The 24,625-nt window shown below is 51.7% G+C and carries 24 protein-coding genes; 5 read left to right on the top strand and 19 right to left on the bottom strand.

Going from position 1 to position 24,625, the window contains the following annotated elements; all coding sequences use genetic code 11:
* Positions 1-19: 19 nt before the first annotated feature.
* The 4 genes from KQX66_RS04810 to KQX66_RS04795 form a co-directional block, all read right to left on the bottom strand.
* Complete coding sequence (locus KQX66_RS04810; RefSeq protein WP_216790393.1) at positions 20-1,498, bottom strand: spore germination protein; 1,479 nt, start codon at positions 1,496-1,498, stop codon at positions 20-22.
* A 163-nt stretch (positions 1,499-1,661) separates the two neighbouring features.
* Entirely contained in the window at positions 1,662-2,591 is a 930-nt protein-coding gene (locus KQX66_RS04805) for a response regulator (protein ID WP_216790391.1), read from the bottom strand.
* Between the two features lie 56 nt (positions 2,592-2,647).
* Complete coding sequence (locus KQX66_RS04800) at positions 2,648-3,619, bottom strand: glutaminase (RefSeq protein ID WP_216790388.1); 972 nt, start codon at positions 3,617-3,619, stop codon at positions 2,648-2,650.
* A gap of 151 nt (positions 3,620-3,770) precedes the next feature.
* Positions 3,771-5,063: a sensor histidine kinase gene (locus KQX66_RS04795; RefSeq protein WP_216790384.1), complete on the bottom strand. Its 1,293-nt coding sequence runs from the start codon at positions 5,061-5,063 to the stop codon at positions 3,771-3,773.
* A gap of 193 nt (positions 5,064-5,256) precedes the next feature.
* Here KQX66_RS04795 and KQX66_RS04790 point away from each other — a divergent pair, with 193 nt between their 5' ends.
* Positions 5,257-6,849, top strand: a complete 1,593-nt coding sequence (locus KQX66_RS04790; protein ID WP_216790381.1) for a sensor domain-containing diguanylate cyclase — start codon at positions 5,257-5,259, stop codon at positions 6,847-6,849.
* Positions 6,850-6,907: 58 nt separating this feature from the next.
* Here the strand turns inward: KQX66_RS04790 and KQX66_RS04785 are convergent, their stop codons facing one another.
* Positions 6,908-8,080 (bottom strand): FAD-dependent monooxygenase, encoded by a 1,173-nt coding sequence (locus tag KQX66_RS04785; protein WP_253956909.1) that lies wholly within the window; start codon positions 8,078-8,080, stop codon positions 6,908-6,910.
* Between KQX66_RS04785 and KQX66_RS04780 the strand changes: the two genes are divergently transcribed.
* Both KQX66_RS04780 and KQX66_RS04775 read left to right on the top strand, forming a co-directional pair.
* A complete protein-coding gene (locus KQX66_RS04780; protein ID WP_216790379.1) occupies positions 8,049-8,723 on the top strand; it encodes a TetR/AcrR family transcriptional regulator in 675 nt (224 codons plus the stop codon). The two genes, KQX66_RS04785 and KQX66_RS04780, sit on opposite strands and share 32 nt — an antisense overlap.
* A gap of 286 nt (positions 8,724-9,009) precedes the next feature.
* A complete protein-coding gene (locus KQX66_RS04775) occupies positions 9,010-10,851 on the top strand; it encodes a fibronectin type III domain-containing protein (protein ID WP_216790375.1) in 1,842 nt (613 codons plus the stop codon).
* 359 nt (positions 10,852-11,210) lie between these two features.
* Here the strand turns inward: KQX66_RS04775 and KQX66_RS04770 are convergent, their stop codons facing one another.
* The 3 genes from KQX66_RS04770 to KQX66_RS04760 form a co-directional block, all read right to left on the bottom strand.
* Complete coding sequence (locus tag KQX66_RS04770) at positions 11,211-11,999, bottom strand: nucleotidyltransferase domain-containing protein (protein WP_216790372.1); 789 nt, start codon at positions 11,997-11,999, stop codon at positions 11,211-11,213.
* Positions 12,000-12,342: 343 nt separating this feature from the next.
* Positions 12,343-12,780: a NucA/NucB deoxyribonuclease domain-containing protein gene (locus KQX66_RS04765; protein WP_216790370.1), complete on the bottom strand. Its 438-nt coding sequence runs from the start codon at positions 12,778-12,780 to the stop codon at positions 12,343-12,345.
* A 197-nt stretch (positions 12,781-12,977) separates the two neighbouring features.
* Positions 12,978-14,426, bottom strand: a complete 1,449-nt coding sequence (locus KQX66_RS04760; RefSeq protein ID WP_216790368.1) for an amidase — start codon at positions 14,424-14,426, stop codon at positions 12,978-12,980.
* Between the two features lie 158 nt (positions 14,427-14,584).
* Here KQX66_RS04760 and KQX66_RS04755 point away from each other — a divergent pair, with 158 nt between their 5' ends.
* Together KQX66_RS04755 and KQX66_RS04750 are read left to right on the top strand one after the other, a co-directional pair.
* Positions 14,585-14,722, top strand: a complete 138-nt coding sequence (locus tag KQX66_RS04755; protein WP_216790366.1) for a MerR family DNA-binding transcriptional regulator — start codon at positions 14,585-14,587, stop codon at positions 14,720-14,722.
* Positions 14,723-14,775: 53 nt separating this feature from the next.
* Positions 14,776-15,840 (top strand): hypothetical protein, encoded by a 1,065-nt coding sequence (locus tag KQX66_RS04750; RefSeq protein WP_216790364.1) that lies wholly within the window; start codon positions 14,776-14,778, stop codon positions 15,838-15,840.
* Here the strand turns inward: KQX66_RS04750 and trxA are convergent.
* From trxA to KQX66_RS04695, 11 genes are all read right to left on the bottom strand, one after another.
* Positions 15,837-16,157, bottom strand: coding sequence for a thioredoxin (trxA, locus tag KQX66_RS04745; RefSeq protein WP_216790362.1), 321 nt, complete (start codon positions 16,155-16,157; stop codon positions 15,837-15,839). The genes KQX66_RS04750 and trxA overlap by 4 nt on opposite strands.
* A gap of 113 nt (positions 16,158-16,270) precedes the next feature.
* Complete coding sequence (locus tag KQX66_RS04740; protein WP_216790360.1) at positions 16,271-17,179, bottom strand: NAD(P)/FAD-dependent oxidoreductase; 909 nt, start codon at positions 17,177-17,179, stop codon at positions 16,271-16,273.
* A gap of 112 nt (positions 17,180-17,291) precedes the next feature.
* Entirely contained in the window at positions 17,292-17,690 is a 399-nt protein-coding gene (locus tag KQX66_RS04735) for an Rrf2 family transcriptional regulator (RefSeq protein WP_216790358.1), read from the bottom strand.
* 259 nt (positions 17,691-17,949) lie between these two features.
* A complete protein-coding gene (locus KQX66_RS04730; RefSeq protein ID WP_216790356.1) occupies positions 17,950-19,257 on the bottom strand; it encodes a hypothetical protein in 1,308 nt (435 codons plus the stop codon).
* Between the two features lie 204 nt (positions 19,258-19,461).
* Positions 19,462-19,755 (bottom strand): hypothetical protein, encoded by a 294-nt coding sequence (locus KQX66_RS04725; RefSeq protein ID WP_216790354.1) that lies wholly within the window; start codon positions 19,753-19,755, stop codon positions 19,462-19,464.
* Positions 19,755-20,105 (bottom strand): hypothetical protein, encoded by a 351-nt coding sequence (locus KQX66_RS04720; RefSeq protein WP_216790352.1) that lies wholly within the window; start codon positions 20,103-20,105, stop codon positions 19,755-19,757. The genes KQX66_RS04725 and KQX66_RS04720 overlap by 1 nt, the downstream gene beginning before the upstream one ends.
* Positions 20,102-20,290 carry a hypothetical protein gene (locus KQX66_RS04715; RefSeq protein WP_216790349.1) on the bottom strand — a complete coding sequence of 63 codons (189 nt, stop codon included), beginning with the start codon at positions 20,288-20,290 and terminating at the stop codon, positions 20,102-20,104. The genes KQX66_RS04720 and KQX66_RS04715 overlap by 4 nt, the downstream gene beginning before the upstream one ends.
* Positions 20,280-20,831 (bottom strand): Rieske 2Fe-2S domain-containing protein, encoded by a 552-nt coding sequence (locus KQX66_RS04710; protein WP_216790347.1) that lies wholly within the window; start codon positions 20,829-20,831, stop codon positions 20,280-20,282. The genes KQX66_RS04715 and KQX66_RS04710 overlap by 11 nt, the downstream gene beginning before the upstream one ends.
* 24 nt (positions 20,832-20,855) lie before the next feature.
* The gene (locus KQX66_RS04705; RefSeq protein ID WP_216790345.1) at positions 20,856-21,419 is read right to left on the bottom strand and encodes a 4Fe-4S dicluster domain-containing protein; all 564 of its coding nucleotides are present in this window, start codon (positions 21,417-21,419) and stop codon (positions 20,856-20,858) included.
* Positions 21,416-23,593: a molybdopterin oxidoreductase family protein gene (locus tag KQX66_RS04700; protein WP_216790342.1), complete on the bottom strand. Its 2,178-nt coding sequence runs from the start codon at positions 23,591-23,593 to the stop codon at positions 21,416-21,418. The genes KQX66_RS04705 and KQX66_RS04700 overlap by 4 nt, the downstream gene beginning before the upstream one ends.
* Positions 23,580-24,620: a hypothetical protein gene (locus KQX66_RS04695; protein WP_216790340.1), complete on the bottom strand. Its 1,041-nt coding sequence runs from the start codon at positions 24,618-24,620 to the stop codon at positions 23,580-23,582. Before KQX66_RS04695 ends, KQX66_RS04700 begins: the two co-directional genes overlap by 14 nt.
* Positions 24,621-24,625 lie beyond the last annotated feature (5 nt).

The raw sequence follows: 24,625 nt of genomic DNA, 5'->3' as shown, positions 1-24,625 counted from the left end.
ACGACTCACCTTACCTTTTTTATTGGCGCGTGCGGTCTTGCGCTCTGCTTAGTCCGGGACGCCGCTTCATCATTTGGAGAGGCACTCTTACGATCAGGTCTTTCCAATCTTTTGCCTGCATGGGCGCAAAAGGAGCCATATAATCGATCCCGAAGCTCTTGAGCTTCACAAGATGGGCCATGATGAAGATGAAAAGCAGAATTACACCGTAAAGCCCGAGTATGGCCGCCGCCATCATCATCGCAAACCGGAGCATGCGAATGGCAATCGCCGAAGAATACTGAGGAAAGGCAAAGGAAGAAATGGCGGTCAGCGCAACGACGATCACCATGATAGGACTCACGATGGCCGCTTGGACGGCGGCTTGTCCGATCACCAATCCGCCGACAATGCCGACCGCTTGTCCGATCGGTTTCGGCAGGCGCAGCCCCGCTTCCCGAAGAAGTTCGAGCGTCACTTCCATAATGAGCGCTTCGATGATCGATGGAAAAGGAACCCCTTCCCGTCCCGCTGCAATGGAGATGACGAGTTTCGTCGGAATTAATCCATGGTTGTAAGAAATCAAAGCAATATAAAGTGCAGGAAGAAACAGAGCGATGAATGCCGCCCCATATCGCAGGATGCGGATCAAGGAAGCGGGCATCCACCGTTCGAAATAGTCTTCGGAAGAAGTCATCAGCATGGAAAAAGTGACCGGTATAATCAATGCGAAAGGAGTCCCGTCTACCAACAAGGCGATACGACCCTGCAACAAAGCGCCTGCTACCCGGTCAGGCCGCTCCGTGTTTTGCATCTGCGGAAACGGAGAGTAAGTCTGATCCTCGATGAGCTGCTCAATATAGCCGGAGTCGGATATCTCATCAATATCGATCCGCTCGATTCGGCTCTTCGCTTCTTCCACGAGCTCTTGGTTCGTTAATCCCTGGATATAAATCAGGTACACGTCCGTTTGAGACCGGCGTCCAAGCTTGTAAGGGATCATGGTGAAGCCCGGGTCTTTAATTCGGCGCCGAAGCATGGCCGTATTGGTATGAAGCTTCTCGACAAAGCCTTCTCTCGGTCCCCGTACAACCGCTTCCGATAACGGTTCTTCAATGGAACGGCTCTCTCCTCCGACGGTGCTTAGAACGATAACATCGGTCAAGCCGTCCAGTAATAGCGCGGTATTCCCGTCAAGGACTTTACGAACGCAATCCTTCAAGCAGCGCATCTCATGAACCTCCGCTGTCGAAACGACGGAATCGGAAATGGTGCTTTTGAGCTGCTCTTTATTCATGGCGGAATCACTGGACAGACCTCGTTCCCGCATTAAAGGCTTGATCACTTGCTCGTTCAGAACGGTTTTATCCACCAGACCGTCGATATAAACGACAGCCGCTTGCCAGGAGGAATGTCCAACTCGAAACTCTCGGAAAATAACGTCAGGGCTATGCCCAATCGCATCCTTCATCATCCGAAGGTTTGCGGACAGATTGTCTGTGAACGGAACATCCGGCATGTCATGCACCTTCTCCAGCCATGGGTTATTTATAAATTTTCACCCTGTATTATCTCCAAACAATTACATTTTATGATATCTTTGTTTCGTTCACTAAAAAAACCTGCACCGGCAAGCTGCTTACGCCAGTAACAGGGTTTCGGTATCGGGTATGCTTTGGGAGTCAGTTCAATGTCGCCATCATTTGCTTCGCTTCCAAATACAGGACTTGCACGAATTTTTTTGTATTGATTTTATGGTTTACGCTGGATCTTTGATCTTCTTCCAATTCGTTCATTCTTCTCCGGACTTCCATAAAATCGAAAAATTTCGCTGCGTAATTTTCAAACTTGGGATGGGTATAATCCGTTATGCCTAGCGACGCGAGATGATTTAGCGCATGAGATATAGCTCTCCGGACACGCTGCTCAGCCGCCTTGAATTCTTTTTGAATGAGCTCGGAGTCAACGCATTCCCCAAGTTTTTTCGACGAGATTTGCCAAAATATGTCTTTTAATGCCGGAAATTCATCCTTTAACGCTCGCTCCGATTCATCTTGGAATAAGTACTCCAACATCTCCAGCAAGTCCTGGGTCCCGCTTTCTCCCGCCATACCCAGCTCCGACAACAAATAATTTCCGCAAGTTAGGATGGACGCATCTCCTGATCGCCGGGTCTTATTTTCGCTTATATCATACGGAGAAAGAAAATCGATCGATTGCTTGATGGTTTGAATCGACGTTTCAAGCAGCATGCTTTCCATCACTTTCTTAACGATCGCTATGAGCTCGATCCGGTTTAAAGGCTTAAGGATGTAATATTCGATACCTAGGGAGTAAGTACGGCTGACGATATCTTTCGAACCGACTTCGGAGAGCATAATGATCTTTCCCAAAAATACGGGCAATAGTGCACGAACGGTCTCGATTCCGTCACGGTTCGGCATGAGGACGTCAACGAAAAGAATATCCACCTGGTTCATGACGATCGATTGGGCATCGATCTTCGCTCCGTCTTCCGCTTCTCCCACGACTTGGCCCAGACCCTCATCTTCAATCATTTGCGCCAGCATGAGACGGACCGCAGGGTCATCGTCTACAATAAAAAATCTCATGACTTTGCCTCTCCAATGGCCGTGTTTCTCATGAATGCACTGCCTCCTATTGTCGGTTAACAGACGCTTAAATCCCACGCTTGGGCGATATGCTTCAAGAGCATATGTCCCGCCGTACTGTTGCCATACTTATCGATGGCAGGGCCGTATATGCCGATCCCGCATCCGTCCGGAAAAGGAAGCTCTCTGGATTTCGCGCGAGGCGGAACGGCAGCCATAATTCCTCCGGATACCCCGCTTTTGGCCGGTACGCCCACAAAAGCGGCGAATTTTCCCGAAGCGTTATACATTCCGCATGTCAGCATCAACGCTTTCGTGATGCGAGCGATATCTTTGGATACCACTTGCTTCTTCCGTACCGGGTCGTAGCCGTCGCACCCAAGAATCATCCCGATCGCGGCCAAATCTTCCACCGTGACTTCAAGCGAGCATTGCTTCAAATAAACTTCCAGCGCGACTTCCACGTCGGATTGCAGACAATTCATTTCTTTCAAGCAATACGCCAGCGCTCGATTGCGATGGGCCGTCTGCCACTCGGACTGAAACACCTCTCGATTATAGGTCGGGCTTTTTCCCGTTAAGGCTTCCAATAAAGCCGTGATAGCCTCAAGCTTGGATTCCGCGGTCGTTCCCGGCTGCATGGAAGCTATAGTGATGGCTCCTGCATTAATCATGGGATTAAAGGGCCTGCCCGGCTTGTGAAGTTCCAACCGAACGATTGAATTGAAAGCGTCTCCAGTAGGCTCCACATCTACATATTCCAGCACGGTGTCGATGCCGCAGCTTAAACAAGCGGCCATAAATCCGATAACTTTGGAAATACTTTGGATGGTAAAGGGCGACTCGGTCTCTCCGGCTTTTACGATCTTTCCGTCTGTTCCAATCATGCAAATGCCCAATTGAGACGGATCCGCCTTTCGTAACGCGGGAATGTAATCGGCACAGCTCCCAAGGGCGGAGTAAGACCGGTACCGGGCCACCCATTCGCCCAAGTCTATCGTTCTATCGCTTACGCTCGTCATGTCCATTGATAACCAACCCCGTCCCCTTCCGGCCACAACCATTCGTTTGCCTCGGCAACGCTTTCAGTCTCACGGCCGGAAATGGCGAATATCCATTATTTTCATAGATCAAGTACACTTTGAACATACCATCTCAACTACGAAAAAATATAAAAATCTACACGGCGGCTGAAGCACTTCTTATTTTGAAGGTCGGAAGACGCACGATAAATGTTGTGCCGCTGCCTTCTTCGGAAGAGCCGATGGCAATCTCCCCATCAAGCGAATGGACGATATCGCGCACATGCGACAGTCCGATCCCGGCTGCGGCTACCCCGCTTTCGTTATATTTCGTCGTAAATCCGGGTTGAAAAACAATGCCGCGGTGCGATTCCCGAATGCCGCAGCCCGTATCGGAAACAACGAAGACCGTCTCCGCCGTATCTTCGTAAACGCGTATACCGATGCTCCCATGCTCTTGAATGGCTTCCACCGCGTTCGAGACGAGGTTATTCACAATGGTAAGCAGGGGAATGAAATCGGCGGTCCGGTAATCCGCATCCAGATCGGTCGTGAACTTGATTTTCTTTTGGAACATGCGACTGTACTTTTGATTCGCTTTTACGACAAAGCCGAGCATTTCCGCCAAGCTCATATCGACAACGATTTCACTGTCGTATAATTTGGTCAGGCCGGCCAGAATGCGCTGGGAATCCTTCTTGACTTCGTGAATCTGCTGGGCGATGCTTAGGGCTTCTTGGCCGTAACGCTCCAGGTTCTCTTCTTTCAATTTGGAATAAAGAAGGTAGCTCTGCTCGGTAATCGCTTCGATCGTGCCCATCGATTTTTGCAAATAAAACGTTTCCCCGTACAGCCCCGTACCCACATGCAGCATCTGCTCCATCCGTTTTTCCTTCTCGGCATGAAGGACGCGCATTTGACCTATCACGATGCTGCTGTACAGCCCGATGACAAAATAACTGCGCACCACGGTAAGGACCAATAAAAGAAGCCAGTCGTCCCAATCCATCACATTCACGCCGAGCAGCAGCCACCGCAAGAAAAGCTCCGCCCCATTCGAGATCAGATCGATGCCCGAGACAAGCCCGCCTAGCCTGAGAGGGTTGTATTCGTGAATTGTTGTTCGAAGTCTGTCCATGCAGAGAGCAAACACGATATAATATACACCGGCGGCCACATTATTCTGCAGGCTTGCGGTGAAAGAAAGCGGGGTCGAGTGAGTCAGCCATTCGGTCCCCTGAAAGCATACGCTGAATATTCCCGTGATGATCCCGATCTTGAGATAAGGCAAGTGGCGCATAAACAGCAAGAAGAACAAAAACGTGCTGGCGCCAAGCCCCATACGAAAATAATCTCCATGAAACGGATATACTTTGATTTCCGCTCCAATAGCCGTCGTCAGGGCGATAAGCAGAATTTGCATCGTTTCATTTTTGAGAAACCTCCTCACATGTGTTCCCCCTATGGTGATATTTTTTAAAATGAGTATAAACGAAAGGAGATTCATCCGCCAACCTTCCAAATCCAGGTCTATACGTAGCTTGGGAGCTTTTTTAATAAAATCGGGTAGCGATAAAGGATTATGGCGGATCATGTCGAAAATGAAGGGGGAACTTAACTTGGAAAATAAGGAGGGGGATACCATGTCCGGACCGTTCGGGATTCGCTGTGCCGAAAAAAATAAAATCAGTCTTGCCACCCTGTTAACCGGGCTGGTTTCCCTTTCCGTCGCGCTTACTTTGACGATTCTGCTTCTCGCCTCGTATCATTCCAATAAGGAATCGCTATTCGAAACGACCTTTGCGTTGAACTATTCGGCAGCGACCAAAATGAGCCATTCCATCGATTCCTTATTCCAATCGATGCGGGCCGGTCTGGCCTATACCGGCGCCCGTCTTTCGGCCGGGGATCTATCGGATGCGCAAGAAATACAGAGGCAGCTTGAAGCGCTGCGCTTAGGCAGCCACTATTTCAACTCCATTGCCGTCGTGGACGAAACGGGTCTTGTCCGCGGTGTGGACCCGCCTTCCGTCGGCACGACCGGACTGCATATCGCAACGGAAGCGGCCAAAGAAGCGCTCGTAGTAAAAAAATCCTATATATCCAAGCCCTACTATTCGGCCACCGGACGGCTGATCGTTTTTATGAGCGAGCCGCTTTTTGACAAAGACGGAACCTATCGCGGTTTTATCGGAGGCAGTCTTTATTTGCAGGAAAACAATATATTGAATATGATGTTCGGGATGCATAATCATCTCAATAGCGACGGTTCGTACTTTTACGTCGTCAGCTCCAACGGTCATTTATTGTTTCATCCCGACAAATCCCGGATCGGCGACGATATCAATGCCAATCTAGTCGTTCAGAAGACGCTTCGGGGCGAAAGCGGATACGAACAGGTGACCAATTCCCAAGGAATCACCTTTCTTGCGGGCTATTCCCCCGTTCTGGAAAACGGCTGGGGAGTCGTCGTCCAGTCCCCCATCAATGTCGTTTACGACGAATTGAACCGCAATATTCGCACGATCCTGCTGTACGCTCTGGCACCGTTTGTCATATTGATGATCGCCGCCATCTGGCTTGCCCGGCGTTTGGCCCGTCCGTTCGTGTCTCTTGCCGATCTGGCCGGCCGATTGGGTAAAGGCGAAAGAATCGTTCTTCCGGACGTTAAGCATCACTGGAACCGGGAAGCCGACTTGTTGACACAGACGATTACGCTTGCGTTAAGCGATTTGCAGAAGCAGACCGAGCAGTTGGCTCATGCCGCCATGACCGATTCTTTAACAGGGTTAACGAACCGCAGGACGTTTGAATCCATCATGACGCAATGGACGGAAGAGCAGTACTCCTTCGCCCTGATTGTCATGGATATCGACCGGTTCAAATCCATCAACGATACCTACGGGCATCAGGCGGGCGACGAAGTATTGAAGCATCTGGCCCGCGTCGTCACTTCGTCCGTAGGTCCCCATGACATATGCTGCCGCTACGGCGGAGAGGAATTCGTCGTGCTTCTGCCGCTCGCGAGCGTTCCAGATGCTCTGACCACGGCGGAGCGAATTCGTACCGCTTTTGCAACGTGGGAAAATCCTCTCGGAGTCACGATAACGGTCTCGTCAGGCATCGCCCACTATCCGTCCCACGCCGAGTCGGCTGACATGCTGTTTCAACGGGCCGACCACGCTTTATATCGGGCAAAGGAATCGGGGAAAAACCGAACCATCGTGGCCGACTAGAAAACGGAGCGTTTCCACGTGATTCGCATAGTGGAGGCGCTCCGTTCGTTGTGCCGGTTTATGTTTCCTCATATCGTTTTAGCTCGATCCCGTTCGCGGCTTTGGCGATCATCTTCGAAATCGTTCGAAACGTGGCATTCATCAAGAACGGTACGCGAAGCATCCAGTTTTGCAGGAAGATTTTGAAGCTGGAGCTGGCGACCATCCCCTCTGCCGCTGACTGGCCGATTTTCTGGTTTTTCTCCACAAACGTTCTCATCTCTCGCTCGTACGCTGCAAAAGCCCGTGCATGATCCCCTTGCGCGAGTTTCAACTCGCCGGCCAGCACGTAAGCGCCGACAAGCGCCAGGCTGCTGCCCTGCCCGGAAAGCGGCGATGGGCCATAGGCTGCGTCGCCGACAAGCGCAATACGGCCTCTCGACCATGCAGGCATATGAATTTGGCATATCTCGTCAAAATAAAAATCTTCCGCCGCCTGCATGGCCTGAAGCAGCCGCTGGGTTTCCCAACCGTTTTCGCTGCCGAAAGTCTCGGCCACTAGCTGCTTCTGGGCTTCCGGATTGTGCCGATCATATGGCAAGGGTCCCGATTTAAAAACGAACAGGCCTTTAGCCTCGGTGTTGTCGCGGGCGCTGTACATCCCTACCGTCTTGCCGGGAACCGCATAGAATTGTTGGCAATGGTTGAGGCCAAGATAATTACGGGTCGTATATATCGAAATATAGCAGCCCAGCGAACGTTTAAACTGGTCCTCCTCGCCAAAAATCAGCCTGCGAACGTTGGAATGCAGACCGTCCGCTCCGATCACCAGATCGAAGGTTTGCGGCTTGCCGTTCGTAAATTGCACCTCCGTCCCCTCTTCCGTCTCGCGAATCGCGGTGATCGAATCATTCCATAGATAGTTCACCGTATCTTTGGTGAGATTGTACAACATGTCAGTCAGATCATCGCGCATAACCTCGATGTCCAAACCTGCCTCGTTGCCGATGCTCGCTTCGCCGATCCGCCCTTTGATCTTGCCGCTGCCGTTTACAAAATAAACGCCGGTCATTTGTGTATCGGCCGCGCGTACTTGATCGAGAATCCCCATCCGTTCCAGAACCAGGAGCGCCGCTCCGCGAATATCGACCGCGTAGCCGCCCGGTGTGGCGCTCAGCTGGGGGCTGGTCAAACCGACGCAGCGCGGGCCGAAACGCGAGATGAGTCTGAAGCAAATCGTGGATTCCGCCATTGCCATAGCCGATAAAGACGGACTGTCCGCTGTATCTATGAACAAGGTCGCCGCAGCCCTGGGATTTACGACCATGGCCCTCTACCGTTACGTTCCAAGCAAAGAAGATCTCGTGCTTCTTATGCAGGACGCCGTGTTCGATATCTCGATTCCGGAGGAAGATTCCGCTCAATGGCGCGAAAATATGTGCGCCTTTGCCCTGGCCATCATGCGGTGCTTTCAGGATCATCCATGGTTGTGCGATATCCCTGCCTCCGGCATCCCGATTACGCCAAATAATTTGCGTATTGTCGATTGGGCGTTGCGGATAATGTCCGACCTTCCGTTAGATCATCGCGAGAAGATCTCAATCGTGGTCATGCTGACCAGTCATGCGCGTGTACACCGCTTTTTTCAACGGGATATGGACCGTGCCGTTCAGACAGGCGTTCACTCGGGTCCTGTCCCTGGCGTGAGCTATAAGGCAGCGTTGGATCATCTCGTCACTTCGGAACGGTTTCCTTATCTGTCGCCGGTCGTGCTTGCGGGCGCTTATTCACCGGAGAACGATGACAAGGATGGGCATGCCTACGGTTTCGAATTTGATTTTGGACTCGCCCGAATATTGGATGGGATTGAGCATTATGTAAATTCAAAGCTATAGTTATGAAAAAAGCTCTTGTCATACTGAAATGACAGAGCTTTTTCTCTTGCCGGCAAGTGCTTTGGACTAATTTCTCCCCTTTCGATAAAAAGTTCTCCCTTCTTTCGAGGGCGGAACATCCCATATAATAGTAAGTAATCCTTATAGCGGAAAGGAGGATACTTAAGGGACCGAACGAGTGGAAGGAGGGCATGCCGAAGATCGTCTTTTGCGAAGAGGACTTTTTTGTGTAAGCGCTTAATATTTATACGATTTCAACTGCCAATCCATTAAAGGAGGCTCAACGATGAACTTCCATGGTTCTCCCTTATACGCACGCTTACGCACCCGTCTGCTGATAGGACTTATTGTCTCGCTCATCATCTCGCTTTTCTCCGCGATGGCATCCCCTCTCCCCTCTGCCGCGGCTCCCGCCGGAGGCTATAAAATCGTCGGCTATTGGCACAACTTCGATAACGGCTCCGGCTTTATCCGGCTGCGCGACGTCTCTCCGGATTTCGACGTGATTAACGTTTCGTTCGCGGAGCCGACAAGCGGCGGTGGCGGTGTGATCGGCTTCACCCCCTATAACTATACCGAAGCCGACTTCAAAGCCGACGTTGCGTATCTGCAGAGCAAAGGAAAAAAGGTCGTCATCTCCATCGGCGGCGCGAACGGGCAAGTGCAGCTGGCGACTACGGCCGCCCGCGACGCGTTCGTCAGCTCGGTGACGGGCATCATCGAGAAATATGGGTTCGACGGACTCGATGTCGATTTCGAAGGACACTCGCTCTATTTGAACGCCGGCGATTCCGACTTCCGCCATCCGACAACGCCCGTCATCGTTAACCTGATCGATGCGCTCAAGTCGTTGAACAGCCATTTCGGCACGGACAAATTCATTCTGACCATGGCCCCGGAGACGTTCTTCGTCCAGCTCGGGTATTCGTTCTACGGCGGAAGCTGCATCAGCTGCGATTCGCGCGCCGGCGCTTACCTGCCTGTTATCTACGCGACGCGCGACATTCTGGACTGGCTCCAGGTGCAAAATTATAACTCCGGCCCGATCATCGGCCTCGATGACCAGTACCATACGATGGGCAGCGCCGATTTTCACGTCGCCATGGCCGATATGCTGTTGACCGGGTTCCCCGTTAACAAGAACGCCAACCTGTTCTTCCCGCCGCTGCGTCAGGAGCAGGTGCTGCTTGGCTTGCCGGCGAACGCCAATGCGGGCGGCGGTTTTACACCGGTTGCCGAAGTGCATAAGGCGCTCGACGCGCTCGTGAAGGGCCAGCAGCTTAGCTCCTACAAAACGCGGGGCAGCGCAACCGGCTATCCGAACTTTGGCGGTCTGATGACGTGGTCGATCAACTGGGATAAGTTCAATCAATTCGAGTTTTCCACGAAGCACCGCGCCTATTTGAACGCCTTGAACCCGCCGGCGCCGGATACGCAGCCTCCGACCGCTCCGGCAAATCTGGTTGCGACGGGCAAAACCGCGACCAGCGTCTCCCTGTCCTGGAACGCTTCGACCGACAATGTCGGCGTGGCGGGCTACACGGTATCCTACGGCTCTACTCAGGCGAGCGTGACGGGCACGAGCGCAACCATCCAAGGCCTGAAGCCGAACACCAGCTATACGTTCTCGGTAACGGCCAAGGATGCCGCCGGCAACGTCTCGGCCGCCAGCAATCCGGTGACGGTTAAGACGGACGAATCGTCCGGCGACAACCAGGCTCCGACCGCGCCGACCCAACTGAGCGTTGCTTCCAAATCGGCTACGAGCGTAACGTTGAGCTGGGCGGCATCCACAGATAATGTCGGCGTGACCGGTTACACGGTCGCCTATGGCTCTTCGCAAGTGAATGTGACCGGAACGAGTGCAGCGATAGAAGGCCTGAAGCCGAATACCAGCTATACGTTCTCGGTAACGGCTAGAGATGCCGCCGGCAATGTCTCGCCTGCCGCAGTCATTACGGTGACGACGGATGCCCCGTCAGGCGCCCAGCCGTGGGCTCCCGGAACCGCCTATAAAATCGGCGATGAGGTTACATACGCAGGCAAAACCTATGTGTGCCGCCAAAACCACACTTCGCTGCAAGGCTGGGAGCCGCCCAATGTTGCGGCGCTGTGGCAGCTGAAGTAGTTCGAGCGCGCAGCTGCCGGTGAAGCCGATGATCATTCGTGTTTAGCGAAAATAAAGTTTTAGACTGAGCAGCTTGATTTAACGGGATTTATGAGGTCAAAAATCGTCAGCTTTCAAATATTAAGTATTAGACTGAGCAGCTTGATTTAACGGGATTTATGAGGTCAAAAATCGTCAGCTTTCAAATATTAAGTATTAGACTGACACAAGAAATCAAACAGCGGCGGACCAAGACTGAAAAATAAAGTCTTAGACCGCCGCTGTTGTCATTCAACTATCGTGCCCGTTAGAGTAATGTTGTATGTGACTAAGGCTGTTACCGATCAGGAAACATTCCAATACGTCTTAGCAACAAGATATCATTTGCGCACGCTATCGTATACCGAATCGAGATATGCTATCGCAGCTTGCTCAGCTTCTTCCTTGCGTATCAGTCCTTCGGTATCTTGACGCAATCTTCTATAGATCTCTATAGAGACCTTCAGCGCATGGTAACAGCTTGAGGCGTTGTGAAGCGGAAGCGTCTCTTTAAGCTCTTCCATTTCGTGAGCGGCATATTGCTCCAGCCTACGTACTCCAGACGGAATATGCCCGATATTCATAAGAATTAGGGGCCCAAGCACGACACTTCGTATATAAGAGAGCAAATCAATGAACTCGAATAATTCGCCTCTGCCTAACTTCGTTGCTCCATAATGCACCCATACCCAGAAACGATCCTCCATCCATTGAGGAGTAGGAGTAGGGTACGAAGGTGATGTCTCGTTGATGATTGAACGTAGCGAATTGTCGCGATCCCAAAGCACGAGCGGATTCTCGACTCGTACTGCCAGCTCCGATGAGGAGATGAACTTCAAGTCGACATGGAGCGGCTGAGGTCCATACAGACAGATTACCAGCCGAGGTTCACCGACATGCTCGCCGGTGAAGGCCGAAAGCAGGCTGCCAAACGAATTGGCGATTCGAATGCGTTGCTCCATTATCTCTTCCTTGAATGCAATATCATATACAACGATCAAATCTAGATCGCTGTATGCATCCACGGTCCCGCGAATGACGGAACCACCGACAAGTAGCCCCGTGAGGCGACTATCCTGACGGATCCTTTCCATAGCTTGATTAATGAATTGCTGGTGAATAGGTAACATATGGCTTATCACCTCTCGAAAATAGACCCATGCTAATGGGTATTACGCCAATATATCACCTTTTAAAATACGGTGTCAAAATTTTTTAATAAAATTACTCTTCAATGCAACTCCTCCCATGAGAAAGTAACATTTAAGACGCATTATTGAGACTAATAGTTGAGTTAAACTGCCCGTTAATGCCACCGTCAGTCTAAAACTTTATTTTCTTAGTCTACAACTTAATTTTTCAGTCTATTAATTGAAATTCCGTTTTTTGTCAAGGATATCTTGCCCAAAAAGGAGTCGAAGAAATGATGGATTTTGGGATCGCGTGAATGGAGCCGTAGAAGTAGTGAACCGCTTATTTCACGATAAATTTAACTCTCGTTCCGTCGGCGTATTTGGAAAGCTTATTTCCTACCCAGCTTCCCGCCCCCCGGTTGTCGGACGGATTAATGTATCGAATATCCGCGCCTCTTCCCCCTTCCAAGCACATCGCCATCGGCCATTCGTCCCGATCGTAACCTTTCTTCGGCGGATAGCCTTTCAAGGACTCTTCGCGCCGCTCACGGGTACCGTCACGCTCGATGGTACATACATCGGACTGGCCCGCTGCAATGGCGTCTTTAATATGCGCTCCGGTTTCAGGGTAGCGGTCTCTCGGAAAAATGAGAATGTAGTCGTACGATGATGCCGCAAAGGAAACGTTATTCGAGCCTGCAACCGGAAAAAAACTCGCCAGTAAAACCGAGATGAGGAATACAATCGAAAATAGCGCCTTACCCTGCTTCTTGACCATTCGATTACCTCCATATTTCATATTTGGAATATTATTCCTTATTCATTGTAGTTGATAATAGATTTCCACTCAATAGTTTTGTGCCAAGTTATTTCTATAGCTTTTGTAAAGACGATTTGGCCGAAAAAAAACCCAGGTCTTCTTCTTCGCAGAAGTTGACCTGGCTCTCTCACCGTCTGTACTTGGAAATGAATCACTTATTGCACACTTGCCGCGTGAATGCCGGGGCGTTTATGGTTCCATGGCCTGGCGGTTTCCAATTGTCCGGCAAGCTGCAGCAGCGTAGCTTCGTCGGCGAATCGTCCGGCAAACTGCATCCCGATCGGCAGGCCGTCCGCGCTCCAACCGAGCGGCAGCGAAATGGCGGGCTGGCCCGTTGTATTAAAGAGGCTCGTGAACGGGGCGTGGGTAAATACCTGCTCCGTCCAGCGTCTTACATCGATTTCCGGATCGTTGGCATTCAGCACGCCCAGCGGAAGCGGCGGTGATGCGATCGTCGGGGAAAGCAGCACATCGTACTGCTCAAAAAATCGTCCGACGGATCGGGAAGCTTTCGCGCTGATATCGACAGCAGTCAGCAGATCATGGGCGGACAAGGATGCGCCGTGCCGGTACGCTTTCAGGATCGTCGCTTCAAGGTTATGTTCCGACGGTGTACGATTCAGGGCTTTCGCAAGCCGCTCGATCCCATGGTAAGTATTGGCCACCCAGATGTGCATCGTCGCCACGAACAACGCCTCGTAATCCACCTCAGGCGAAGCCTCCACCAATTCGTGCCCCAGCTCCTCGCATAAGCTGACGGTTTCGTGCAATACCCGCAAGCATTCCTTGTCAACGGGCGTGCCCGATAACGGCTTGGCTGTCCAAGCAATGCGCAACCGCCCCGTCGCCGCAGCCGCTTCTACGGAAAACGGTCGGCCCGGCCTCTCCGCCCAAGCATACGCGCCCGGATCGGGACCCGCTACCGCATCCAGCAGCGCAGCCGCATCGCGAACCGTTTTGGTTACGGCAAACTGAATTCCAAGGCCGCTTAAGACTTCTCCGCTGTCCGGTCCGTTGGGCGTTCGCCCGCGTGTCGGCTTCAAGCCGACCAGGCCGTTGCAAGACGCCGGAATGCGGATGGAGCCTCCGCCGTCATTGGCATGGGCGAACGGCACGATGCCTGCCGCTACGGCTGCGGCCGAGCCGCCGCTTGAACCGCCGGGACTCCTCTCCGGATTCCAAGGGTTTCTCGTCGGCCCGTACAAGACCGCTTCCGTCGTCGCGTTGAATCCAAATTCCGGCGCCGTGGTGGACCCCAACGTCACCAGACCGGCCTGACGGAACCGCCTCATCAACTCGGAGTCGTACGGGTAAATCATCCCTTCTCCCAGTCGGCTGCCGCTGTTGAGAGGCACTCCGGCGGTATGCAGCGTCGAATCCTTGATCAAAAAGGGGACACCTGGAAACGAACCGTCCGGTAACACGGACTCGCTCTCCCTTTCCGCTTGCTCCTGCATCGAGACGGCCATCACATTCAATTGCGGATTCACCAGCCGGATAGCTTCGCAAGCCAACGCCGTCAGTTCCCGTGGCGTAACCTCGCCGCGTTTGACCAGCTCAGCCAGTCCTAGACCGTCATAACTCGCATACTCGGATAATTTCATCGTCACTCACCTCTTTCTTGGTAATGCACTTATCATAAGAGGTGGAGCGTCCTAGAGATCAAGCCCGCAAAAAACCACTTTTTCCAAAAAAATCTGGAGTACCCCCACATTTTTATTATAATATTCATATATTAAGGAAAAAATTGGGGGTTGCTTACATGAAAATTGGAGCATTCGCCAAACGGTTTGACGTGTCCGTCGATACGGTCCGCTACTACATGGAGCTAGGGCTGCTGCTTCCGGATAAAAAAGCAAGCGCCCATATGACTTTACTCCTTCGTGTGTTGACGATATGATGCTCATCAACAAGATGAAGCAGTATTATTTTTCACTCCAGGAGATCCGTCAGATGCTTTTGTTTAAGCGGATCACCGACTTTACCGTCGTCGAAGACGTCCGCTGCCATTTTCTGCGGTTGTTGAACGAAAAGAAGCGGCAGCTGAAGAGAGAGAAAGAGCAGCTGGAAAACGCGCTGCGGCAGATCGAAAACAAATTGCTCGCCTTGCAAGACGAACCGGGGCCGGGAACGCAGACCGGGGTGCCTTACTCCTTTTTGCCCCTGCTCTACTGCCCTTTCTGCCAGATTCCGCTGCAAATCCGCAACGCCCACCTTCAAGGAAAATATATGCTTATCGGGCAATTGTACTGCCGCTGCTCTTATCGGGCGGAAATCCGAGACGGCATCCTGCTCACCGCCGATAAAGAAAACGCTCGCTCCGCCTATACCTATGGCTATGATCACGAGCGCTTTCAATTGCTCTCCCCTGCTTTTATCCGCCTGACGGAAAAAGGGAGCCTGTGGATGGCCGACCGGCTTATGAGCGAGCCTCCTGCAAAGCATCGGCTGATTGTGGAAGCCAACGCTGACGTGTACACGATGCTGCCGAAATATATTTCGTCTCTCCCGCCGGAGGCGATGTACGTTTTTTGCGGTACATCGCGCGAGCTGCTCTCCAGGCTCAAGGAACGGCTTACGCAGAGCCACGCCGATTTGCAGGCGCTGTACCTCGAGAGCGGCGATTGGCGCCTTCCGCTTGCTCCTGCTACCGTCGACTTGATCGTCGACAGTTTTTCGTTCAACGACTTTTCGTTGGACAACCGGCTCTTCCCGCTTCTCCCGATGCTGCCTTATCTCAAGCCGGACGCCCGTGTAATCGGAAACTATTTGTTTTACCAGCCGCCCGCAGCTTCGCTTTCTCGGATTCGCCATCTGTTTCCGCAAGCACATGAGCGAACTTATTATCCGGATTATTTGGACGAGAACTTCTCCCGTATCGGCATGGAGCTATCCGAGCGCGAGCTGCTTGGTTACACGAGTGATCCTGGCAGCTATTTGCGCTATCACGTTCCGGATGAAAAGCTTCATCTGTTAGCCTATCTGGCAAAACATCGTGATGCCGGGACTTCCGACTAATTTTTATGACCGTCTATAAACTTTTTAAGTTGCTCCAGAGGAATGGCGCCAACGATTTTGTCGACCGGTTCACCGTTTTTAAACAGGATTGTCGTTGGAATGCTCATGACTCCAAACTGAGCGGCCGTATTGGCTTCTTCATCTACATTAACCTTAAGGATTCTCACTTCGTTGTTTTGTTCCCGATCAAACGCTTCAAGCACGGTACCGAAAAAGCGGCAAGGCGCGCACCAAGTCGCCCAAAAATTGACTAATGTCAAGCCTTCGCTCTTTAAATCGTTGGTAAAGGTCGTGTCCGTAGTATGGCAAATAGTCATTTTGTTCTTCCTCCCTTTATTCCAATCCTAAATTGAATTCAGTTGAATCGAACCGACGGAGACTCCATCACCTCCTCTACCCTGCTCCGCGGTTCCGGTAGCTAACTAGGCGTTTATTCCCCGAAATCTTCCTCCGTCAAGTCCAAATTAACGCCCATCGCCGTTCGGCTGCCGTCGGCTGCGGCATAAACCACTTGGGAAGGCATGAAGTACGAAGCGTCTCCCGCGGCATATAAACCGGGTATCGAGGTTCTTCCCCATTCGTCCGTCTTAAGCCCGCCATTCTCCGTCCTTTCGCAGCCCAGACGTTCTCCAAACGATACGGCCGGCACAAATCTGGGCGTTACGAAGCCGCCGGCTCTCGGCAGCTCAGTTCCATCCGCGAAACGAACATGCTCAAGCCGCCCGTTGCGGCCAACGAAAGCCGTGACAGGCTGCTCCATCACCACGATTCCCTTGGATTGAAGATGTGTCTTCTGCTCGTTCGACAAGGACGAGTTGCCGTGCGTGCAGACAACCACATCTTTGCTCCAATTGAGGAGAATCTTGGCTGTATGATAAACAGTCGGGGACTCGGAGACGACGACAAGCGGTTGATCCTGCAGCTCCCAGCCGTCACAATAGGGACAATTAAACAAGCTTTTCCCGTACAGCGGATAAAAGCCGTCGATTTCGGGAAATATTTCTTTTACCCCCGTCGCCAAAATCAGCTTTCGCGCTTGAACCCTGCGCCCTGATGCATCCAGCACCTCGAAAAATCCGGATTCGATTTTGTGAACCTCGACAGCTTCGGTTTGCAGATGCTCGACGGACGGGTAACGCAGAACCTCCTCATAAGCAATGCGGCGGAACTCGGCCGGCGTCACGCCGTCTCTCGTAATAAAGCCGTGAGACGCATGCGTAACGGCATTTCGCGGCTTGTTGTTATCGATTAAAGCCACGTTTCGTCTTGCCCTGCCGAGCACGAGGGCTGCATTCAATCCGGCGGGGCCGCCGCCAATAATCGCGCAATCGTAAATCATGATGCTCATCTCCTCAAGTTAGATATTAAAGACTCATTATGTCTATGATTAATTTAAAAAAAACTTGTTCATGCACTGCACCGTGCATTTCCTTTTAACGGAAGGGCTCGACTTAATCTTGTGTTTGCTTTCGGGCCAGATCCGCCAATTTCGCTTCTTTGAGATGCGACTCCATCTTCTGTTCCGCTTCCTTCATTACCGCTTGAATCAGACATTCGTCGCCGTGGACAAAATCGCATTCGAATAAGGAGGCGTTGCCTTCAATGGCATGGATAATATCCAAAAACGAAATGTCGTCTTTTTTGCGGGATAGTCGGTAGCCGCCGTTCGCTCCAGACACCGATTCGATCATTCCTGCTTTCACGAGCCTCGTTAAAATTTTGGAAAGATAGGTCGGTGAAACGCCTTGGGGCTCCGCCAGCTGCTGCACGCCTACCGGTTTAACCGGAGAAGCCTCAATCAGCGCGAGCATCGTGTGCAGAGCATAATTTGTCGCTTTGGAAAATCTCATGGTCAACACCTCAATCAAAGACTTATTGTGTCTATAATATCCTTGAATCACTTGCCTGTCAAGTCGCATCATATCATTTTGAGTTTCTTGATACAACCAGAGTGGTCAAACGGGGATTTATAGCGATTACGAAGGGGCGGGGCATCCACTTCCGAACGCCGCCCCCCGCCCCACAAAGTGAAGTTGAATCAGGGAAGCTTAGTCCGAGTATTTGCCCCATCTTCGTATGTATCTGCAACTCTCTGACTGGCTCCTGCTGTTATCTCATGCTCTTCGGTTCGTCAATCGAGGCTCCTACTCGTTTCGTCAGAAGCTCCAAGAGATAGAGGCTCGCCTCGTCCTTATCGGACGTTAGCTCTTTAAACTTTTGCAGGGCAGTGCTAAGCTTCGAAAACCGGGTATCGAAGTCTTTCTCTGCCTCTTTCACCCCTTGAGCATCGGTTAGTTCCTCTAACCCTTTAACCCTTTGCTCCTTTAACTTAGCCAAGTTCGAATCCAGCTTTTCGGCGAGCGCGTCATATTTTTTAGAAGCAGGCTTGGGATGGTTTAATTTCATGTTGGCATAAACATTCAGGCGATATCCGTACATTCCAATGGTCCTGTTGCCACCATGAATCCACATGGTACCGCCGCCGTCACGGATATAATCGATACCGGACAGCTCCGAAATCGCTTCATTTACCGTTTGATGAATAGCATCCGTCTGAGTTTTCAGCTTGCTGTCGTTTGCAAGCAATTTGTCCGTTTCCTGTTGAAAGCACTCGCCGATATAGCGGTACATTTCATCCTGGCCGTGTTCAGAGCGATCCAGCTCGTGCTTGGCATATTCGTTCTCATACGTTTGAACGATTTCATCCTCGGATATGTTGGAGACAGTCACCCTTGAGCACAGGTTCCGGTTTACTTTCGCCAAGGTGGCGTTATTGTCGGAATCCGGTGCAGTCTGGGCACCTTCTGGTTTCGCCTTCGCTTTAAAGAACGCCACAACATCGCTCACTGTCGTGATTTTTCCGGAGGCATTCAGGCGTTTATCGGTATCATAATCCGATACAAAGCTTTTGTCCTTTTGAACAAATATGGACGGAACGGTCATTGCTATGCTGCCGCCCGAGCCTTTTCCGGTAACGTAATCCGCGAGCACGATCACATCCTTCTTGCCGTCTCCATCGACGTCTTTAAAGGATACCGCTTTGACGGATTCGAAATTCCAGGACTCGACGAGCTTCGGCTGCGGGAACGTATACAAGGTATGATCTTCGGCATCCTTTAAGCTGAGCACAAGCTCTTTGCGCCCGTCTGCATTCGTGCGTTTCGCGGACACAAAACGAACCTTACCCCACGACTCCAGCTCAACCTGAAACGATTGGTCCGCAATTTCCTCGACCGATGCGCCGCCGCTTGCAGGAGCGGCTTGCGACGGGATCGCCGGAGAAACAGGCCCCGCCGATCCGGCCGGAGGCGAATTCGCATCGGAAGCTTTCGCAGGCTCATCGAGCCTGCTTTGCTGTCCGGACGGATCGCAACCGGCAAGTATCGCGAATAAAAGACATAATGCCAATAACCTCATTGCCCATTCTCTCCTACCCTATTCTAAAATTCAGAAATAAACCATATTTTAGCACATTCCGGCCAATGCTTCTTCATATTCGCGCTCTATGGGCCGATTCCTGCAAGGTTATGTCTCCAAGCGGAATATGATGCTGCGAATTTACAAAAGTAAAAAAGTGCGCTACCCGATGACATCATCGAATAGCGCACGGCTTCGCTTCTTCTATACGCGTTCTTCAAAGTAGATATGATACCGCAGGTTGCCTTTCGGATCATGCGAAATAAAACAATCTCTTTCTTGCCTTCGCTCCAGCTTGGTCAACGAATCGTCAAGTAAAGGTACGGAAAGAAACTGAGCGGCATTGAAATAAAACTTCAAATAGGCCCGGTCTTCCGTGAGCGCTGTCTTGAACAGGGTGAACGGCTTGGGCTGCGTTTGTTCTTCGCCCGAGAGATCTTCAATCCATACGGTGATCCGGCTTCCTTCATACTTGGATAACATCATGTCCCATTCCATCATAAGCCCCCGGCTTTGACGTTATTTTTGCCGCAATGGCTGCACTCCGCATGTTCCTTGACTTCGACCTCTAACCGGTAGCCCTGCAGCCAGTCCCAGAAAGAATGAGCGGCCCGCTCTTCGAGATAGGCGAGCATGTCCTCCTCCTTCTCCCAAGCTCCTGTCCCCGTAACCTCGGCGACGACGTATTCCAGCCCTTCTGCCTGTTTCTGCTCCAAGCTCCATTTCGCATGCTTCGGAAACAAGCTTTTCAGCTGATCGTCAATGGTTTGCTCAAAAGGTTCCCCGGACGCATCCGCCGCACGTTCCCGAATGAAACATAAATCCATGAAAAATTCCGATTTCTTCATCTATTTTTCACTTCCTTCTTGTAAATGACCAAGGCAATTGGAAACAGAATGACGTTTAGCGCAGCAAACAGAAGAACAAACTTATAGTTTTCAAAATAATAATGGTTGATCGTATACTGCGTAAAAATGATATTGAGCAGCAGCACTATACTCAGCAAGATGACGCCCCGATAACTACGCTTCATACCGCTTCACTCCCGTTGCATAAATAGTCGGCCCTTCGACGGCTACGATAATTTCCGGCAGCGGCCTTCTTGGCGGTCCTGCAGTCGGAGCGCCCGATTTGGGGTCAAAAAAGCCGTGATGGCAAGGACAAACCATTTTTTTCTCCTCGCCATTCCAAAATACGGGGCATTTCAAATGGGTGCATGCGTTTTGATACGCTTTGTATTCGTTCTCACCCAAGCGGATCAACAGCGCCGAATCGTGCTCCCCCGGATATGCAAATTCGACCGCTTCCCCGACTTTCAACGCTTGCACATCGGTGATTTTCATTTTGGGATGGTTTTTTTGGCCGAGCCCCGCAAGCTCTTTGGCCGCCAGTCCGCCCCAGGGCAAAGTGGAAATGGCAAACACTCCCGCCGCCCCCACCATCGTCTTCATAAAGCCGCGCCGGTCCAGGGTTCGCTCATGATTTTTACGAATGTTATGCGTGTAATTGTCTTCGTTATACGGAACCTTGTTGTTCTTCTCTTTATCCATGCGGTCCACCCGCTTTCTAATCATAGTCGCTTTCCTTTGTCAGACGGTTCAGAACAGCTTCTGTTTTCCTTGGATAATACCGGGAAGGCTGATCTGTACACGGGTCTCCCCTTCCAGCGGCTCGAACGGCTGCCGGCTGGCGAGCCATTTGCCCAATCGGTGCTGCTCCCGCTTCTCGGCCAGCTCGTTCTCGTCAATCCACTGCAGCGTATTAGTCGGGCAAACGGACGCGCACATCGGCGGGATGCCGTCCTTCGTACGGTCGTAACAAAGATCGCATTTATACATCAGGTTCTGCTCTTCATCAAATTTCGGAATCCCGTAAGGGCAGGCAATCGTACAGTTCTGGCAGCCGATGCATTTCTCGACGAGCGCAGACAGTACCGCGCCTTCTTCCGTGATCTGGATGGCTTGTGCCGGACAGCTTCTGGCGCATGCCGGGTTGACACAGTGCAGGCACATCAGCGGAATCGTCTGCCGGTCCACCAACGGGTTGACATCATAAACGTAATTGCGGTTCCGCTCGTCGTGACCGCCGCATTGCGTACAAGCGGCCAGACAGCTTCGGCAGCCGATGCAGTTGTCCATTTCGATATACAATAGTTTTTTCACAGCAGTGCCCCCTTCGTCCCATCCGCCAGCTTCTCAATCTGGGCTGCGCAAGCTTTAAATTCCGGCATTCGCGACATCGGGTCCAGCGCGGCAATGGTCAGCAGATTGATCGACTGCTCATGTCCGAAATGATAAGGGACAAACACGGTATCTTTACGAATGGCTTCGATGATCTTCACTTTAAAGTACGCTTCGCCGCGCCGGGTATACAAACGGACGGTTTCTTCGTGCTCGATGCCGTACAGCTTGGCGGTTTCCGGGTGAACTTCGACGAACGGCTCCGGGCACATATCCCGCAAAAAGGGAATTCTTCGCGTCTGGTTTCCGGATAAATAATGATAGACGACCCTGCCGGTTGTCAGCCTGAGCGGATACTGTTCACACGGCTCCTCCGCAGGCGGCCGGTAAGGAAGCGCGCATATTTTCGCTTTGCCGTCCGGATGATAAAACTTTTTATCCAAAAACATATAGGGAGTTCCTTGATCCTGCTCGTCTCGGCAGGGCCAGAATACACCGTTTTGCTTCTCGATTTTATCCCACGTCGCTCCGTAATAATCCGCATACCCGCCTTTGGAAGCAAGCCTGAATTCATCTGCAACTTTGCTTGCCGTCGTGAGATGACGGAAATATTGGCCCCGGCCGAGACGCTCGGCCAGCTCTACTTGAATCTGCCAATCCGGCTTCGACTCGCCAAGCGGCTCCTGGGCTTTATTGATCTTGATGATCCGGCCTTCCAGATTGGTCACGGTACCCTCATCCTCCGACCACGTCACAGAGGGAAGGACGACATCGGCAAATTCCGCAGATTCCGATAAGAACATATCGCAGCAAACCATGAAATCCAGACTTTTCAGCGCCGCGCGGACGAAGTTTTGATTCGGCGCGGAAACCGCAGGGTTGGAGCACAGCAGATATAATCCACGGATCGTTTTTTCGGTCATCAGTTCGAACATCTCATAGGCCGAAACGCCGGGCTGCGGCATCTCTTCCGGTGTGATTCCCCAGACGCTGCACACTTCCTGCACGTGCTTCGGATTTGTGATTTTGCGGTAGCCCGGAAGCGCATCCGCTTTCTGTCCGTGCTCCCGGCCGCCCTGGCCGTTTCCTTGGCCTGTAAACGTGGCGACTCCGGATTTGGGCCGGCCGATTTTACCGGTTATCAGGCACATGTTCGTGTACGCTGATACGTTGTCCGTTCCTTTATGCTGCTGCTCGATCCCGCGTGCGAACAGGACGACGGCGTTCGGCGCTTTGCCGTAGATTTCTGCGGCCCGGATCAATTTCTCCGGCGCCACTCCCGTAATTTCACTCGTATATTCCGGGGTAAACGCCTTCACGACTTCCATCGTTTCTTCGAAGCCGTTCGTATGCTCGCGAATAAATGCTTCATCCGCAAATCCTTGCTGGATAAGCAAATTGACCATGCAGTTCGCGAGCGCCAGATCGGTGCCGGGCTTGAGATCGAGATGGACGTCGGCCCGTCTCGCAATCGGGGTTTCCCTCGGGTCCGCAACGATCAGATACCCGCCGCGATTCTGCACCTCCCACACCCGGAACATCGAGGTCGGATGGCATTCGGCCGTATTGCTTCCGGCAATAAACAAGCAATCCGTCTGATGAATATCCGTCCACGGCAGCGTAGATCCGCGATCTACCCCAAGGCTGCGCATGAATCCGGCTGCCGCACTGGACATGCAGAATCTGCCGTTGTAATCGATGTAGCGCGTCTGCAGGCCGACGCGGGCAAATTTGCCGGTTAGGTAACATTTCTCATTCGTCATGGATACGCCGCTGAACACGGACAACGAATCTTTGCCGTAATTGTTCTGCAGTTCCTTGAATTTACGCGCAATCAAGTCATAGGCTTCGTCCCACGACGCTTCGCGGAAGCCTTCCTTCGTTCCTTTCTTCGAGGAATCTTCCCGGATCAACGGCCGGAGCAGCCGGTCGTCATGGTTCGTTTGCTGGTAAGCCGTCACGCCTTTCGGGCACATTTTACCGAGGTTCACCGGAAAATCGTACCGTGGCTCCACGCCGATAATCTTGTTGCTATCCGTATCCACCCTTAAATTCATGCCGCACTGCATGCCGCAGTAAGAACAGTGGGTCGGAACCAGCTTTTCCTTCGGATGATGCTTATTCTCAATCTCGCGATAAAACTTATCCTTTTGCATTCTGGTTCGCCTCCTTGAACTTGATTTCGTGGGTTGGGACACCCGCAAACCGCGACATGCGATACTTCCGCCGGCAAGGCAGGCATAACTCCGCCAGATGGAAGCCTTCGTCCATCTTGAATTCGACGCCGCTTTGCTTCAACACTTGAATGACATCGTTCGATTGCTCGACCGAAACAAATCCGGTGCCGCACACCTTGCAGGCTTTCATTTCCTTCTCCCCATAGTGCTCCCGGTAATTTCGGGCCAGCACGCTCATCGGCCGGAACGGAATATGCGCCAGTTTACCGAATGGAAGGTAAATTAACGTAAGTATGACGGACCATTGATGAATCAGCGTAATGACCGGATGGCCCCAGCCGTGCAGGAAAATATTCACCCCCGTGAGCATCAATCCCGTAATGCTGATAAACAGGAGCAGATACAAGGGGAGAAAATCGTATACGAACGTTTGCTCCGCTCTTGCCTGCATGTTTTTGATGCGCCGGTACAGTGCCATACAAACGCCGGCAATGACCATGAAGGCTGTAATATTCAGTGCGTTGTAAAACAAGAAGGCAATCCAGCCGTCCGCTTGGACCCGCATGATGTCGAGGCCGAAGCCGACAACCGTGTAGGTTCCGTTATCCCCCATCGTAAAGTACATCCAACCGAATACAAGCGGAAACGTAACCAGGCAAGAGAGGATACAGCCCCACCCCAGCAAAATGTGCTGTGTCCAGCGGTAGACCCCGCGGTTCCATATAAACTTGTAGGTGGCCAAATGCTCAACGGTTGTTTGCGGAGTGCTTCTGCGAAACAGCAGCCGAAGGCCTTTCTTCATGATGACCTTCGTCGGCGGCCGCTCGGCCCAGGCGATAAACCGGTAGAAAAAGCCGCCGATAAAAACGACCGTACCGACCATATACCCGTATAAAGCCAAGTCAATATGAGTAAAAAAACGGGAACCGATATACATCAGAATGATGAGACAAACAACCGTAAAGAAGTAATTCTTAGCAAATTTGGATGCAAACGCCCGGTCCATGTTTT

The sequence above is a fragment of the Paenibacillus oleatilyticus genome, from assembly GCF_018998565.1.
Classification (GTDB): Bacteria; Bacillota; Bacilli; order Paenibacillales; family NBRC-103111; genus Paenibacillus_G; species Paenibacillus_G oleatilyticus.
This window is presented reverse-complemented; position numbering and strand designations above follow the sequence as displayed.